The 16,730-nt window shown below is 28.5% G+C and carries 13 protein-coding genes; 1 reads left to right on the forward strand and 12 read right to left on the reverse strand.

Annotated features, from left to right (window positions below; all coding sequences use genetic code 11):
* Positions 1–224: 224 nt before the first annotated feature.
* Complete coding sequence (locus Q3287_RS05975; RefSeq protein ID WP_054271311.1) at positions 225–1,094, forward strand: LysR family transcriptional regulator; 870 nt, start codon at positions 225–227, stop codon at positions 1,092–1,094.
* A gap of 192 nt (positions 1,095–1,286) precedes the next feature.
* Here Q3287_RS05975 and aspS read toward each other — a convergent pair whose 3' ends face one another.
* The 12 genes from aspS to Q3287_RS06035 all read right to left on the reverse strand — a co-directional run bounded on the left by aspS (position 1,287) and on the right by Q3287_RS06035 (position 16,727).
* Positions 1,287–3,074, reverse strand: coding sequence for an aspartate--tRNA ligase (aspS, locus tag Q3287_RS05980; protein WP_054271313.1), 1,788 nt, complete (start codon positions 3,072–3,074; stop codon positions 1,287–1,289).
* A gap of 73 nt (positions 3,075–3,147) precedes the next feature.
* Positions 3,148–4,410: a histidine--tRNA ligase gene (gene hisS, locus Q3287_RS05985; RefSeq protein WP_407963671.1), complete on the reverse strand. Its 1,263-nt coding sequence runs from the start codon at positions 4,408–4,410 to the stop codon at positions 3,148–3,150.
* Complete coding sequence (locus tag Q3287_RS05990) at positions 4,400–5,959, reverse strand: coproporphyrinogen III oxidase (RefSeq protein ID WP_223152577.1); 1,560 nt, start codon at positions 5,957–5,959, stop codon at positions 4,400–4,402. The genes hisS and Q3287_RS05990 overlap by 11 nt, the downstream gene beginning before the upstream one ends.
* 90 nt (positions 5,960–6,049) lie before the next feature.
* Positions 6,050–6,664, reverse strand: a complete 615-nt coding sequence (locus tag Q3287_RS05995) for an MBL fold metallo-hydrolase (protein WP_054271316.1) — start codon at positions 6,662–6,664, stop codon at positions 6,050–6,052.
* 14 nt (positions 6,665–6,678) lie between these two features.
* Positions 6,679–7,128 carry a D-aminoacyl-tRNA deacylase gene (gene dtd, locus Q3287_RS06000; RefSeq protein ID WP_021385652.1) on the reverse strand — a complete coding sequence of 150 codons (450 nt, stop codon included), beginning with the start codon at positions 7,126–7,128 and terminating at the stop codon, positions 6,679–6,681.
* Positions 7,129–7,152: 24 nt separating this feature from the next.
* Positions 7,153–9,360, reverse strand: a complete 2,208-nt coding sequence (locus tag Q3287_RS06005; RefSeq protein WP_054271318.1) for a bifunctional (p)ppGpp synthetase/guanosine-3',5'-bis(diphosphate) 3'-pyrophosphohydrolase — start codon at positions 9,358–9,360, stop codon at positions 7,153–7,155.
* Positions 9,361–9,433: 73 nt separating this feature from the next.
* Positions 9,434–9,946, reverse strand: a complete 513-nt coding sequence (locus Q3287_RS06010; protein WP_054271319.1) for an adenine phosphoribosyltransferase — start codon at positions 9,944–9,946, stop codon at positions 9,434–9,436.
* Positions 9,947–9,958: 12 nt separating this feature from the next.
* Positions 9,959–12,409, reverse strand: coding sequence for a single-stranded-DNA-specific exonuclease RecJ (gene recJ / locus Q3287_RS06015; RefSeq protein WP_407963672.1), 2,451 nt, complete (start codon positions 12,407–12,409; stop codon positions 9,959–9,961).
* 12 nt (positions 12,410–12,421) lie between these two features.
* The gene (locus Q3287_RS06020; protein ID WP_054271321.1) at positions 12,422–14,086 is read right to left on the reverse strand and encodes an AarF/ABC1/UbiB kinase family protein; all 1,665 of its coding nucleotides are present in this window, start codon (positions 14,084–14,086) and stop codon (positions 12,422–12,424) included.
* A 299-nt stretch (positions 14,087–14,385) separates the two neighbouring features.
* Positions 14,386–14,883: a gamma carbonic anhydrase family protein gene (locus tag Q3287_RS06025; RefSeq protein ID WP_407811430.1), complete on the reverse strand. Its 498-nt coding sequence runs from the start codon at positions 14,881–14,883 to the stop codon at positions 14,386–14,388.
* 28 nt (positions 14,884–14,911) lie between these two features.
* Complete coding sequence (gene scfB / locus Q3287_RS06030) at positions 14,912–16,291, reverse strand: thioether cross-link-forming SCIFF peptide maturase (protein WP_407963673.1); 1,380 nt, start codon at positions 16,289–16,291, stop codon at positions 14,912–14,914.
* A gap of 289 nt (positions 16,292–16,580) precedes the next feature.
* On the reverse strand, positions 16,581–16,727 hold the full coding sequence (locus tag Q3287_RS06035) for a cyclic lactone autoinducer peptide (protein ID WP_054271324.1): 147 nt from the start codon (positions 16,725–16,727) through the stop codon (positions 16,581–16,583).
* Positions 16,728–16,730: the final 3 nt, after the last annotated feature.

Raw genomic sequence — 16,730 nt, forward strand, 5'->3', positions numbered from 1 at the left:
ATATATTTTTATATAATTAAAATTTTCAGCATTATTTCTTTAATTAATTATATATTGGACTCATTTTTTTTAATTAGATTATGTATAATACATAAATAACTATGTGATTAACTTTTTGATATACTATAGTTTATTATACAAGCTTTATATTATAATGTATAATATATAGTTAATTATCAAATTGATATAACTCAAGTCATATTAAAAGAGGTGTATTTTATATTATGGATTTATTGCATCTTAAGTACTTTCAAACAGTTGCTAGAATGGAACACATAACAAAAGCATCACAAAAACTAAATATAGCACAACCAGCTTTAAGTAAGACCATATCTTCTTTAGAAAGAGAACTTGGAGTCAAGTTGTTTGATAGAAAAGGAAGATATATTGTATTAAATGAATATGGAAAATTATTTTTAAAAAGAGTGGATAGTATTTTAGATTTGGTAGAAATGTCAAAAAAGGAATTACGAGATACTTCTTTAGAGAACTCAGGAGAAGTAAAAATATTAGCTACTGCAGCAGCTAATGTACTACCTTCACTTTTAAGTAATTTTAGAAAACTATATCCTAACATTACTTTTAATGTCTCACATACTCTGCCATCTTCTTACAAGAAAAGTGATTTTGATTTGTATATATCTTCTTCATTTACAAAAATAAATTCAGAAAATAATATAACCTTAACTTGTGAAGAGATATTACTAGGTATTTCAATTAACCATAACTTATCTTTAAAAGATGAAGTCTACCTAAGTGAAGTTTCTGATGAAAACTTCATAGTTATAACTAAGGGTGAGAACTATAGAGAAATAATAGATATACTATGTGAATCTGCTAATTTTAAACCAAAAATAGCCTTTGAATGCGATTCACCATATACAATCTATGCACTCATAAAATCACTTCAAGGTGTTGGATTTATATGTGGAAAATCATGGGGATTATCTAAAGACCCAGAAATTAAACTATTACATATAAAAGATATTGAATTTAAAAGATACTTAAATCTATCATGGTTTAATGAAAATTACACATCTAAAGCTGTGTTATTATTTAAAGACTTTCTTATTAACTATTTTAAAAATCTTTAAATAAAAGCTATAATTATAGTCTTTTCATATTAAATAAAAATACAAGGGGGATGTATAAAAATATGGCTAGAAGACCAAAGATAAAGATAACCTTAATAGATAAAAAAGAAAAAATAGATTAACTAAAAAAGTCTGAATATAAATATGCTTTATATCCAGACTTTTTACATTTTAATTTCTTATAACTATATATTATTCGTTGTCTTTTATATCAACTTTTATACTTAATTCTTCTAATTGCTCATCTTCTGCTAATGTTGGAGCATTTGTCATAGGACAAACAGCATTTTGATTTTTAGGGAATGCAATAACCTCTCTTATATTGTCAGCTCCTGCAAGTAACATAACAAGTCTATCAAGACCAAAAGCTAAACCAGCATGAGGAGGAGTTCCATATTTAAATGCTTCTAATAAGTATCCAAACTTCTCATTAGCTCTTTCTTCTGTAAAACCAAGTGCTTTAAACATTTTTGATTGTACATCAGAATTTGATATTCTAACACTTCCTCCACCTATCTCATAACCATTCAATACGATGTCATAAGCTTTAGCTCTTAAAGATGCTTTATCACCTTCTTCTAACTTGTCTAAGTCTTCATCCATAGGTGATGTAAATGGGTGATGCATTGCTGAGAATTTTCCTGTTTCTTCATCTTCTTCAAAAACAGGGAATTCAGTTACCCATAATAGATTATATACATTTTTATCTAACATGTTAAGTCTATTAGCTACTTCAAGTCTAACTTGTCCTAAAGCATCAAATACTACTGAGTTTTTATCAGCTACAAATAAAAGCAAATCTCCTGCTTCAGCATTCATTCTTGTAAGTATAGCATTCATTTCTTCTTCATTAAAGAATTTTGCTATTGGAGAAGTTACTCCTTCTTGTCCTACTTTCATCCAAGCAAGACCTTTTGCTCTATATGTTTTAGCATGTTCCTCTAATGATGATATTTGCTTCCTAGTAAAATCATCAGCTTTACCCTTTACATTTATACCTCTAACACTTTTACCTGGCTGTGTAGCATCTGCAAACACTTTGAACCCACAGTTACAAACAACATCAGATATATCTGTTAATTCATATCCAAATCTAGTATCTGGCTTATCTGAACCATATCTAGACATAGCTTCTGCATAAGTCATCTTAGGAAGTGGAAGTGTTAATTCTACATCTAAAACTTCTTTAAATATAGCTTCAAGCAATCCTTCAATCATATTCATAACATCTTCTTGCTCAACAAAAGACATTTCACAGTCTATTTGTGTAAACTCTGGCTGTCTATCTGCTCTTAAATCTTCATCTCTAAAACATTTAACTATTTGGAAATATCTATCCATACCACTTACCATTAATAACTGTTTATATAATTGTGGTGATTGTGGTAATGCATAAAATTTACCTGGATTAACTCTACTTGGTACAAGGTAATCTCTTGCTCCTTCTGGAGTTGGTGCAATTAAAAATGGTGTTTCTATTTCGCAAAATCTATTATTCGATAAGTAATTTCTTGTAATATTCATTACTTTATGTCTTAATTTTAAGTTTCTTTGCATAGATGCTTTTCTTAAATCTAAGTATCTATATTTTAATCTTAATGCTTCTGAAACATCATCATCATCTTTTATATAAATAGGTGGAGTTTCTGACTTGTTTAAGATTCTAAGTTCAGTGGCAAATATTTCTATATCCCCAGTTGGCATATTAGGATTTTTAGATTGTCTTTCGCATACTTTTCCTTTTGCAGCTATTACAAATTCAGCTCCTAATTTTTCAGCTTTTTCAAAAGCTTCTTTATCTACATCTGTATCAAAAACTATTTGACATAATCCACTTGTATCTCTTAAATCAACAAATACAAGACCACCTAAGTTTCTTTTTTTCTGTACCCATCCCATAAGTACAACTTCTTCATTTATGTTCTTTTCTCTCAACTCTCCACAGTAGTGAGTTCTCTTTAGACCCTTTAAAGTTTCCAAGATACTACCTCCATTTTATTTAATTTTAATGCTATATTATTATCTAATATGCAAAACATCATACTTTCTTATTTTACAGCTTTTGTTTTAATTCTTCAACTAATGTACTTAATTTTACAGTAATTTGCTCTGATGTCTTCATATTTTTTAATGTTGCAGTATCATTTTTAAGCTCATCATCGCCAATTACTATTGTAAATTTAGAATTTATCTTATCTGAATATTTAAATTGTGCTTTGACACTTCTCTCTATATGGTCTTTATCTGCACTTATATGATTTTTTCTCAATTCTTTTAATAGGTTAAAGCTTTTTGTATTTGCTTCTTCTCCTATTGTTACTATAAATATGTCTGTAGACTGTGGATTTTCTATTTCAATACCATTGTTTTCAAGTGTAAGTAAAAGTCTTTCAATTCCTAATCCAAATCCAATCCCACTTATACCTTTTGGTCCTCCTAGTTGCTCAACAAGACCATCATATCTACCTCCACCACATACAGTACTTTGCGCTCCTATATCATTAGATATAATTTCAAAGGCAGTTTTTCTGTAATAGTCTAGTCCTCTAACTATTGTTTTATCAACTACAAAGTTTATATCCATTTCATTTAAATATTCTTGTAATTTCGTAAAGTGAGTCTTGCAATCATCACATAAATGGTCTGCAATAAATGGTATATCCTTAATATTTTCCTTACATGTAGGATTTTTGCAATCTATAACCCTCATTGGATTTTTTTCTCTTCTTTCATTACAAGTTTCGCATAATACATCTGCTTTTGAATCAAGATATTCTTTTAATAAAGCATTGTATTCTTTTCTACAAGCTGGACAACCAACTGAATTTATGCTTACTATTAAATCCTTTAGCCCAACTTCATTAAAAAATTGAACAGCTAATGCTATTATTTCAGCATCCATTGAAGGAGTGTCACTTCCAAGTGCTTCTATACCAAATTGATGAAATTGTCTTTGTCTTCCAGCTTGAGGTCTTTCGTATCTAAAACAAGGTGTAACATAAAATAACTTAGTTGGCTGAGTATCTGCATACAATTTATTTTCTATAAATGCCCTTACTACACCTGCTGTTCCCTCTGGCTTTAATGTAATTTCTCTGTCTCCTTTATCTTTAAAAGAATACATTTCTTTTTGAACTATATCTGTAGTATCTCCAACACTTCTTTTAAAAAGTTCTGTATGTTCAAATATAGGTGTTACCATTTCTTCATATCCATATAAAGCACATATTTCTCTAAATTTATTTTCTACATAACTCCATTTATAAGCCTCTTTTGGAGTTATGTCTTTAGTTCCTCTAGGAGCTTTAGTCAACATTTTTATATACCTCTTCTTTCTTCCTTTTTATCATTTCATCTACTCTTGCAATGTATTGTTCAACGTTTTTTACATTTTCTACTCTTTCAATTCTATCTTCATCTACATAAACAAATTTTGATATAGCACCTGCACCTAATGCATAGTTACTTTGCTTTTCCTCCATAATTTGTATATTATAAATGCACTCATATCCTTCTTTAGCATAACCTATATTTTCTAAATTGCCTAACATATGTTTTTGTCTGTACATATAATATGGGTTTAATCCCATATCTTTTGCATACTTCATTGATAAATCTATCATTTTTACCATTTCTTCATACTGTGTTAGGTGTTCTTTATACATATCCATATTTATATTCAAGTTAGATGCTCTCTTTATAGCTAATGTGTGAACTGTAAGACTTTCAGGAGAAAGTTTTTTTATTTCTTCCAATGTATTCCTTACCATATTTAAGTCCTCATCTATAAGACCTAAAATTATATCCATGTTTATATTATCAAATCCCATTCTACGAGCCATATTAAAGCAGTCTACTAAGTCAGAAACCTTGTGTTCTCTTCCAATTTTAACTAAAGTCTCATCATTCATAGTCTGAGGATTTATGCTAATTCTACTTACATTGTGTTTTTTTAATACTTTTAGTTTTTGCTCTGTAATGGTATCTGGTCTACCTGCTTCTACAGTGAATTCCTTGATTTTAGTTAAATCTAATTCACTAAACAATGAATTTATAAGCAAATCTAACTCTTCCTCATCCAATGTAGTAGGAGTTCCTCCACCAATATATAAAGTTTCAATTTCTTTATTAGTATCCTTAATAAGCTTGGCAAATCCCTTGATTTCTTCAATCAATTTATAAACATATTCTCTTTTCAAATGCCCAAATTGCTTTAATGAGTTTGAAGGAAATGAACAATATACACATCTAGTTGGACAAAATGGAATACTTACATAAAGAGAAATTTTATTTTTATCTATAGGATACATAAATACTCGCTCTCTTTTGGCTATTTCAAGAGCTAAATCTATTTTCTCATCTATTATAAAATAATTATCTTTTAGAATGGTTCTTATGCTATTATCATCTAGGTTTTTATCCATTAGATTGTGGACAATTTTGACTGGTCTAATACCAGTCAAAATTCCCCATGGAACATAAGAATTAAATATTTGCTTAAGCACTATAAACATGCTTTTTTTGATGCTTTCTTTACATAGTTTTTTAAAGTTTCTCTTACTTTCATTATCTAACTTATTCAAAAACTCTTCAATTGATTTGCTATTATCAAATCCATTTAAAAATTCAAGATTTATATTTTCTATATTTTGTATTGATTCATACTTCAAGTTTTCATCTTCATAATACTCAGTACTTGAAAACAAGACTCCATTTTCATAAATCAACCTATTTATTAAATACATTGACTCCATGTTATTACCACATTTATCAGAGTCATTAAATTTAAATTCATTAGTAAACAATTTTATAAGTTCTGCTACTTCATACTTATAATCATGTCCTTTTAAAAAAACATATAACATCAACTTAACTCCTTCTATTTAACAGTAGAAGAACCCCATCTCTAATACAGTTATTAAATATTTGATACATTATTTAATACTAATATAAAATTACATATAAGGATTTGTCTTCTTCTCAACCCCTAGAGTACTAGCTGGTCCATGACCAGGATATACTCTAACAGCATCTTCATATTTACATAATTTCTTAAGCGATTTTTCCATTTGATGAAAATCTCCACTATACAAATCAGTTCTACCAATACTTCCAGCAAATAAAGTATCTCCTGTAAACAATTCATCTTCAACTCTTATACACATACACCCTTGTGTGTGTCCTGGAGTGTGTAAGAAAGTCATTTTTAATTCACCAAGTTCAAGCTTGTCTTTATCATTTACATATATATCTGCATCAAACTCTTGTGCTCCACATCTCATTGTATAACTTAGATTTTTATTTTTATCATTTAATAATTCTTTTTCATCAATATGTGCAACTACCTTAGCACCAGTTTTATCTTTAATATCTTTAACATATCCTATATGGTCTCCATGTCCATGAGTAAGAATTATATATTCGATATTTAATTCATTTTCTTTTACAAAACTTAGAGTATCTACTAAACTTCCACCTGGGTCTATAACTGCACATTTTTTAGTTTTTTCATCACCTAATACATAAGTATTTACTCCAAAATAACTATCTACAAATTTTTTTATAACCATTAAAGTTTTCCCCCTTAAAAAGATTTACTTGAGTCTAATAGTATTGTTACTGGACCATCATTAGTTAATTCTACCATCATATGAGCCGCAAATTGACCTGTACCAACTGTTACACCTTTATCTTTTGCTTTTTTTATAAACTCTTCATACAGATTATTTGCAAGTTCTGGTTTGGCCGCATTACTAAATCCAGGTCTTCTTCCTTTTCTACAATCTCCATATAAAGTAAATTGAGATACTACTAAAAGCTCTCCACCTATATCCATTAGAGATAAATTCATTTTGTCATCTTCATCTTCAAAAATTCTCAGATTCAATATCTTGTCAATCATATAATCTACATCACTTGATTTATCATCATGAGTCACTCCTAATAATACTAGTAACCCTTTATTTATTTGACCTATAGTGTTTTCATCTACGGTAACTTTAGATGAAGATACTCTTTGTACTACTGCTCTCATAGTTTCCTCCCTATTATTTTAACTCTAATTTGTCATTCTATAAATACTTTCTACACCAGGAATTGCTTTTAATTTTTTCATTAGAATTTTTAATTCCTCTGTGTCATTAACTTCTACAAGTAAGTTTATACTTACAATGCTATCTTTACCTTTTCTTGCATTTATTCCATTTAAACTAAGTTTATCCATTGCAACAATATGAGTTATTTCATTAACAATTCCTCTTCTGTCAACAGCCTTTATTTGAATCTCTGCTTCAAACTTACCTTTGCCTGCTGAACTCCATGAAACTTCTACCAATCTATTTTGGAAGAAATCCCCATTATTATTTGCATTTGGACAATCAGCTCTGTGTATAGCTACTCCCCTACCCTTAGTAATATATCCTACAATTTCATCTCCTGGAAGAGGATTACAACACTTAGCAAATCTTACTAAGATATTATCAAGCCCTTTTACTATAATTCCTTGTGATGCGTTTTTCTTTCTCTTTTTACTGTATTCTGTTTCACTTATATTGTGTTTATTTAAATCTTCTTCTTGTATTTGTTGTTCTTTTTTAACTTTTTTAACTTCTTTTAAATATAAGTCTTTTACTTTAGATACAACTTGAGATGACATTATACCACCATAACCTACAGTAGCAACTAAATCCTCAACACTTGGCTGATTAAATTTCTTAGCAACTAATGCCATATATTTTTCAACAAGAGGGTCTTTCTGTGGTATATCATGCTTCTTAAATTCTCTTTCTAATATTGTATTTCCACGGTCGACATTTTCTTCTCTTCTTTCTTTCTTGAAAAATTGTCTAATTCTACTTTTAGCATTTGGTGTCTTTACTATATTAAGCCAATCTCTACTTGGCCCATTAGAATTAGATGATGTAAGTACCTCTACAATATTACCATTTTGAAGCTTATAATCAATAGGAACTATTCTTCCATCAATTTTAGCTCCTACACACTTATTCCCTACATTTGTATGAACTCTATATGCAAAATCTATAGGTGTTGATTCTGCTGGTAATTCAATTACATCTCCTTTTGGAGTAAATACGTAAACTTGACTATTAAATACATCTTCTTTAAGTGCATCCATAAACTCTTGTGGGTCTTTCAAGTCTTTTTCCCACTCCATCATTTGTCTCAACCACTGAAGTTTCTCTTCAACTTTTGATTCTTTACTAGAAATACCTTCTTTGTATTTCCAATGGGCTGCGATACCATTTTCAGCTATGTTATGCATTTCATGAGTCCTTATCTGTATTTCTAAAGGCTCTCCATCAGGACCTACAACAGTAGTATGCAACGATTGGTAGAGATTTGGCTTTGGCATTGCTATATAGTCCTTAAATCTGCCTGGAATAGGTCTCCATAATGTGTGAACTATACCAAGAACTGCATAACAATCCTTTACATTATCTACTAGTATTCTTACAGCTGTTAAATCAAAAATTTCTTCAAAAGTCTTGTGTTTTTTTTGCATCTTTCTATAAATACTATAAAAATGCTTTGGTCTACCATATACATCACATGGTATACTTAAATCTTTAAACTTATCTTTAAGAAGTTCAACAATTCCATGTATATAATCTTCTCTTTGACTTCTCTTCATTGATACTCTATCAACTAAATCATAATACCCTTCTGGGTCCATAAATCTCAGTGCTCTGTCTTCTAATTCCCACTTTATCTTAGAAATCCCTAATCTATGAGCTATACCTCCATAAATTTCAAGTGTCTCTTTTGCCTTATATTTAGCTTTCTCTGGAGGCATATATTTTAAGGTTCTCATATTGTGCAATCTATCAGCAAGTTTTATAAGTATAACCCTTATATCTTTCGCCATTGCCAAAAACATTTTTCTTAGGTTTTCAGATTGAGTTTCTTCTTTTGAACGATATTTTATTTGACCAAGTTTTGTTACTCCATCAACTAAATCTGCTACTTCTTTGCCAAATTCTTTTGTTATGTCTTCATAGGTATATTCCGTATCTTCTACAACATCATGAAGTAAACCAGCTGTTATAGTTTCAATATCTAATTCCATCTCTATCAAAATGTTTGCCACTGCTAATGGATGAATAAAGTATGGTTCCCCAGATTTTCTATATTGTCCTTCATGCGCTTTTTTTGCAAGATTATAGGCTTTTTCAACCATCTCAAAATTTGCATTAGGTGCATAAACTTTTATTTTTTCAATTATTTCTTGTAATTCTTTATCATGCATATAACCACCTATTTTGTATAAAATTTTAATATATATGAAAATAGTTGGTGCTATACCAACTATTGTAAAAGTACTAGTATTTTATAAGAGAATTAACATTATAGTTAGATAATTTTTCTCTCCCATTTAAGAATTCTAGCTCAATTAAAAATTGCATAGAAACTACTTCTCCACCTAATTTTTCTACAAGCTTAGCAGCAGCTTCCATAGTTCCACCAGTAGCCAATAAATCGTCTACTATTGCTACTTTTTGACCTTTTTTAATTGCATCTTTATGTATTTCTAAAGTATCCGTACCATACTCTAAGCCATACTCATAACTTTCAACTTCTCCTGGTAACTTTCCAGGTTTTCTAATTGGAACAAATCCTACTCCTAAAGCATACGCTACAGGTGTACCCATCAAAAAACCTCTTGCTTCTGGCCCTATTACTAAATCTACACCTTTATTTTTTAGTTCTTCAACTATAGAATCTACTGCATATCTAAATGCCTCTCCATCTTTAAATAGAGTAGTAACATCTTTAAAATCTATACCTGGTTTTGGGAAATCATCAATATTCCTTATAAAGTTTTTTAAATCCATGGGAAACGCCTCCTAATAACTGCTATTATATTGTTTTTCTAAATTTTTTAGATTATTGAGTATTAAACTCTCATTTAAATCTAATTTTTTCTGTGGTTTTGGCAATATTCTTATGAGTACAGAATTTTTTTCATAATTTAAATTAAAGTCAAGTAAATTTAATTCTCTAAACACATTCAATATCGTAAAAAACTTTAATGGAATTACATTAAAAGTTCCCTTTATATTTACCATATCCAAATCAATTTCTTTTTTTGTGAGTGCTTGTTTATAAATTGTTATAAATTCATCTCTTGATGGAACTATATTACTAACTACATTCTTTAAATATAATAGGTCTGTTTTATTATAATATTTTATAATTTCACTTTCTTCTCTTTTATTCTCATATATATACGAATATTCGCCTTTATTGTATAAATAATCATAAAGAATAATATTATTATATCTTTTTAAGTCTATTTTATCAATATTAGGAGAAAATATAAGCTCTAATTTATCAGTATTTTTGCTAATATCTTCAATAATATTGTAATTTATCTTAAAATCTAAATCTACAAGTGATATATCCGAAACTGCTCTATAAAATCCATTTATGGAATTAGATATTATTAATGTACCTTTTTCAAAATAATCAAATATATTTATATCAGTATTTCCATCGAATAAATCAAAATCAGATACAGATATATTATACAAGCTTTGTGTATCTTTGGGTATTATTTTTGACATTAATTTCAGTGAAAGTTTGTCACTACTTGCACTTTTAGGTCGAGCTAATCTTATATCTTTAAGTAAAAACTGTACTTTTCTATTTCCCATATAGTTATTTTCATCTAACTGAAACAATACATCTACTTTATCTCCTACCTTATACAATGATTTTAAATGACTCATGTTAAATCCTATACATTCATAGCTTTTTTCTTTTTCTATACTTAATTTTAGATGTTGTTGGTTTTTTCCTATAACCTTTAAATCTTTTAAAATATAATTTCTAACTATAAATCTAGGATTTGGATTATTTAATCCAAAAGGCTCTAACTTATGTAATTCTTCTACAAGATTTAGATTTATTACATTTTCTTGTAGTTCAAATTCAACATTCACATTCTCTATCATATCATCTTCAGTTAAATTATAATTTGCAAATTTGTTTATTTCATTTGCTAAAGCTTCCACATTATCTGAATTTAAAGATAGCCCTGCTGCTTGCTCATGACCACCAAACTTAGTCATTAAGTCCTTACACTTTACGAGAGCTTCAAATACATTAAATCCTTTTATAGACCTTGCTGAACCAGTAGCTTCTCCATTTTCTATACCTAAAAGAATTGTAGGTTTATAGTATTTTTCAGTTAGCTTAGATGCTACAATTCCTATTATTCCATGTTGCCAACCTTCTTTAGCTAAAACTAAAACTTTATCATCATTATATCTGCTATTAGACTTTAACATTTCTTCAGCTTCATGATACATCTTAGCCTCTATCATCTGTCTTTCATTATTTTTCTCTTCTAATATATTGGCTATTTCTACAGCTTCTTCTTTAGATTGAGTGGTAAACAACTCAACACCTAAATAAGAATATCCTAATCTACCTGAAGCATTTATTCTAGGTCCTATTGCAAAACCTATATGAGAAGAACCTATTTTATCACTTTCTACACCGCAAACTTTTATAAGCTCTCTTAATCCAATATTTTTGCCTTCTTTCATTGATTTTAAACCATTTTTTACAATTATTCTATTTTCGTCTATAAGTGGTACAATATCACAAATAGTTGCCAATGTTACTATTTCTAAATAATCATACATACTAGTTTTAAATTCTTCTTTTGGAGTTAATGCTTGAATCATTTTAAATGCTACACCACATCCACATAATGAATCGAATGGATAATTACAGTCTTCTTGTTTTGGATTTATTACTGCAAAAGCTGGTGGAATCTCGTTTTGACATTCATGATGGTCTGTTATTATAACATCTATACCCAAATCATTCGCTATATTAACCTCAGATACCGATGTAATCCCACAGTCAACACTTATAATCAAGTCACAACCTCTAGAGCTTATAAGCTTAATAGCTTCTTCATTTATACCATATCCTTCTTCTAATCTATTTGGGATATAGTAATCCACATGATACTCTATACTTTTAAAATATATACATAAAATAGAAGTAGATGACACACCATCAACATCATAATCTCCATAAATCCAAATTTTTTCGTTATTTTCAATAGCTGATTTTATCCTATCAACAGCTTTCTGCATATCTTTCATTAAGAAAGGGTCCCTTAAATAATCCAAAGATGGATTCATAAATATTTCTGAATCTTTTTCAGTACATATTCCTCTATTTTTTAAAATTTGGCAGATTTCCGGGGAAATATTAATTTTTTTGCTAAATTCACTTTCCTCTATCTTACCTTTATATTTCAATATCCATTTTTTCAAATTCAACTCCCCCTAATCCTTTTTATATTTTGACCTAACACTCCTTATAACTAGACAAAGTCCTATTATAAAAGATATAAAGAAACCTCCTATAGCAGTAAACTTTATCCAAATATTGTTTTCTATATTTGGAGATGCAATTATAAGGGAAGAACCCACTATAATTGATGCTAACACTAAACTTAGTGATATTTGAGACGTTAACTCTAATATACAATTTTCTAATTTTGTCATTTTTACGTCTTCAATTTGCATTTTTATATTATTTCTTTCTACATTCTTTAAGATTGCTTTTAGCTGTTTTGGAATAGTTTTTATATCGAGTAATATTTCTTCTACATTTTGTCTTGAACTTAAAACGACATTTTTAGGATTAAATTTACTCTTATAATGATGTTTCATAAACTCTTTTCCCATAGAACCAAAAGAAAAATCTGAATTTAAAGTTCTACTTGTTCCTTCTAATGTTATAACAGTCTTAGCAAGTGTCACAAACTGTGCAGGCATGACTATCTTATACTGCCTAAAAAATCTAAACAGTTCATTTAATATATCTGTTACATTTATTTTTTCTATAGAAATATCATAGTAATAATGTATTAGATAAAGTAAATCCTGTCTAAGACCTTTAATATCTGCCTCTCCATTTAACGCATCCATTTCTATTAACAAGTATATTATCTTGTCGACATTCTTTTCCACTCCTGCTAATGCAATTTCATTTAATTGATTCAGTGTTTTATTGTCAATAATTCCAATCATTCCAAAATCTATATATGCTATCTTGTTTTTAGCAACTACAAATATATTACCTGGATGTGGGTCTGCATGAAAAAATCCATGAGACAATACTTGTGTAAAAAAAGACCTTACTCCTATTTCAACAATGGTTTTTGTATTATAACCTAACCTATTTATTTTTTCTACATCACTTAATTTTGTACCATTGACCTTCTCCATTACTAAAATTTTCTTAGTATTATATTCTGGATATATTTTAGGTATATATACCTCATCACTATTTTTAAATATCCTAGAGAATTTAGTTGCATTTATAGCTTCAAAAGTATAGTCAAGCTCTCTCATTAATTGAGTTTGAAATTCTTCAATCATTTGTACTAAGTCTAAATTAAAATCCTTTTTTAAATCCTTTAGAGTATTTGCAATCGTTCTAAGAATTTCTAAATCAGATTTTATTATTTTCTCTATATTTGGTCTTTGAATTTTTACAATTACTTCTTCTCCAGTTCTAAGAACACCCTCATAAACTTGACCAATCGAGGCTGCTGCAATTGGTTCTTCTTTAAACTCTAAAAATATTTCTTCTATACTTAATCCTACTTCTTCTTTAAATATCTCAATAGCTATATTTGAATCAAATTTCTCTACATCATCTCTAAGTTTTGATATTTCATCAATTATATCTTGGTCTAATAAATCTTTTCTTGTACTTAATATCTGTCCTATTTTTATATATGTAGGCCCTAGCTCTTCTAAAACTCTTTTTATTCTCTCACCAGTTGTCATATTTTTTATTTCTTCTGGAGGGTCAAACAGTGGTATTTTATAAGCTATTCCTTCTATATTTAATCTTTCTACAATAAAACTAAAACCATACTTTATTAAAACATATCCAATTTCTCTATATCTTTTTAAGTTTCTATAACTTATTCTCAAATATTTTCACTCCTAAAATAGGTATACCCGAAAACTTACACCTTAATTTATCTTATATAAGACATTATTTTACCAATTTATATACTAATGTCTTATATCCTCTTTAATATTTAATTTTATCACATATACTAGTAATTTTATTAAAATTATTTAACTCAGTTAATTTTTATTTTTGACATTTTATACCTATCTTAATCAAATACTTTTTGAAAACTAAAATATCAGCTAACTTTAATAAAATAAATTAGTGGTTGCCTCAAAACAGATTTAAGTATGTTTTGAAACAACCACTCTTTAATTTAATATTTTTGATTTTGTGCTGCTTCTAGATACCATTTATATGATTCATCAATATATCTTTTATCTTCCTCTGTAAGTTCTCTAACAACCTTACCAGGAGAGCCCATTATTAAAACACCTGGCGGGAACTTCTTATTAGATGTAATTAGTGTACCTGCTCCTATCAAAGTATATTCTCCTATTTCAGCATTATCCAATATTATTGAACCCATACCAATCAAAACATTGTCACTAATTTTACAACCATGAACTATTGACCTATGTCCAACCGTTACATTGTTACCAATTATAGTATCTGCATCTCCATGTACTATAGAACAATCTTGTATATTAGTATTTTCTCCAATAGTTATTGAACCTTCATCTCCTCTAACTACTGCATTATACCATACACTTGAATCCTTACCTATTTTGACATTTCCAATTATGTCTGCTGATTTTGCCACAAATACACTTTCATCAATTAAAGGTTTATCTTCCAAATAATCTCTAATCATATATAAACAACTCCTTTAAAATATAAATTTAGTTAGTTGCTCCTTCTAACATTAACTTTGCTTGTATCATTATAGAGCACTCTGTACGTTTTCTTTGCATTTCACATCCTAATTCATATGGCTTTGATATGTCATTATTAAAGTTTATTGCATTTGCATGACATCCACCTGAACAGTAAAACTTATTCCAACATTGTTTACAATCTTCTTTAGTATATACATGAGCTTCTCTAAACATATTTTTTAAACTTTCTGGAAGTACAATTTCTTTATCAAATATATTTGCCATTTTAAATTCTTCATTTCCAACAAATTGATGACATGGATATATATCTCCATTTGGAGTTACAGAAAGATATTCATTTCCAGCTCCACATCCAGTTATTCTTTTTATTACACATGGTCCTTGATTTAAATCTATCATAAAATGGAAAAACTTAAATCCATCGCCTTGTAATTGTCTATCTGCATACTCTACAGCAAACTTTTCGTACTCTTCAAATATCTTAGGTAAATCCTCTTCTCTAAGTGCATATGGATTACTTTCATCTCCAACAACTGGCTCTACAGATGTTAATTTAAATCCTAAATCTGCAAAATGCATAACATCCTTAGCAAAATCCAGATTATCTCTTGTAAATGTTCCTCTTATATAGTAATATTTATCTTTTGCTCTTTTTTCCACAAGTTTTTTAAATCGTGGCAATGTAATATCATAACTTCCTTTGTCATTTAAAGTTGGTCTCATATTATCATTAATTTCTTTTCTTCCATCTAAACTCAAAACTACATTGTGCATATTTTCATTTATATAGTCTATAATCTCATCATTTAATAGTACACCATTTGTAGTTATTGTAAATCTTATATTTTTATTATAATCTTTTTCAATACTTCTACCATAATCAACTAACTGTTTTACAACTTCAAAATTCATCAAAGGCTCTCCACCAAAGAAATCTATCTCTAAGTTTTTTCTAGTGCCTGAGTTAGCAATCAAATAGTCTATTGCTGCCTTACCTACCTCAAAGCTCATAAGCTCTTTTTCTCCTCCAAAGTCACCTTGAGCTGCAAAACAATATTTACATTTTAAATTACAATCATGGGCTACATTTAAACATAAAGCTTTTACCACAGGTTCTCTATGTACAAAACTTGGATGATATTGATATGTATCTTCTGTATATAAAAGACCTTCTTTTTCTAAGTTTGATATTTCTTCATATGCTTCATTTATTTTTTCTTCTTGATATTTAGATTTTAATATATCTAATACTTCTTCTTTACTTTTTTCTTTATAAAAGTCTAATAAGTTGTATGCAACATCATCTAACACATGAACAGCTCCACCATTCACATCTAAAACGATATTATATCCATTCATAGAAAATTTATGTATCATACTCATAACCTACCTCCTAAATTACTATCTATACTAAAGTTTTTTATTGTTTTAATTAAACTTTACCCTTCATTATATCATAAGTTTATCTAAAATACATACAATACAAAAATGACTTACTACTCGTAAGTCATTTCATTGGATACACTACATCCCCCTAAATTGGCACAATAATACACCATCAAATGTATATTATATGCCTTAAAATAAAATTTATATCTAATCTTTATATAGTTTTAACCTTATTAAAATATAATAATTTCTTTTTATAATAATTTTATATAATTGCTTCTATTTAATTTATCTTCTTTAAATTCTTAATTTCTTTAGGAACTTTAGGTTGATGTATAATCCATGGACAAGTACTATTAGCTGACAAGATGGCAGTGCTAAGTGCTAATGAACTAGCAAACTTCATAAATTTTACAAAAAACTTCTTCATAAC

The organism is Clostridioides sp. GD02404, assembly GCF_045898275.1.
GTDB classification, from domain to species: domain Bacteria; phylum Bacillota; class Clostridia; order Peptostreptococcales; family Peptostreptococcaceae; genus Clostridioides; species Clostridioides difficile_A.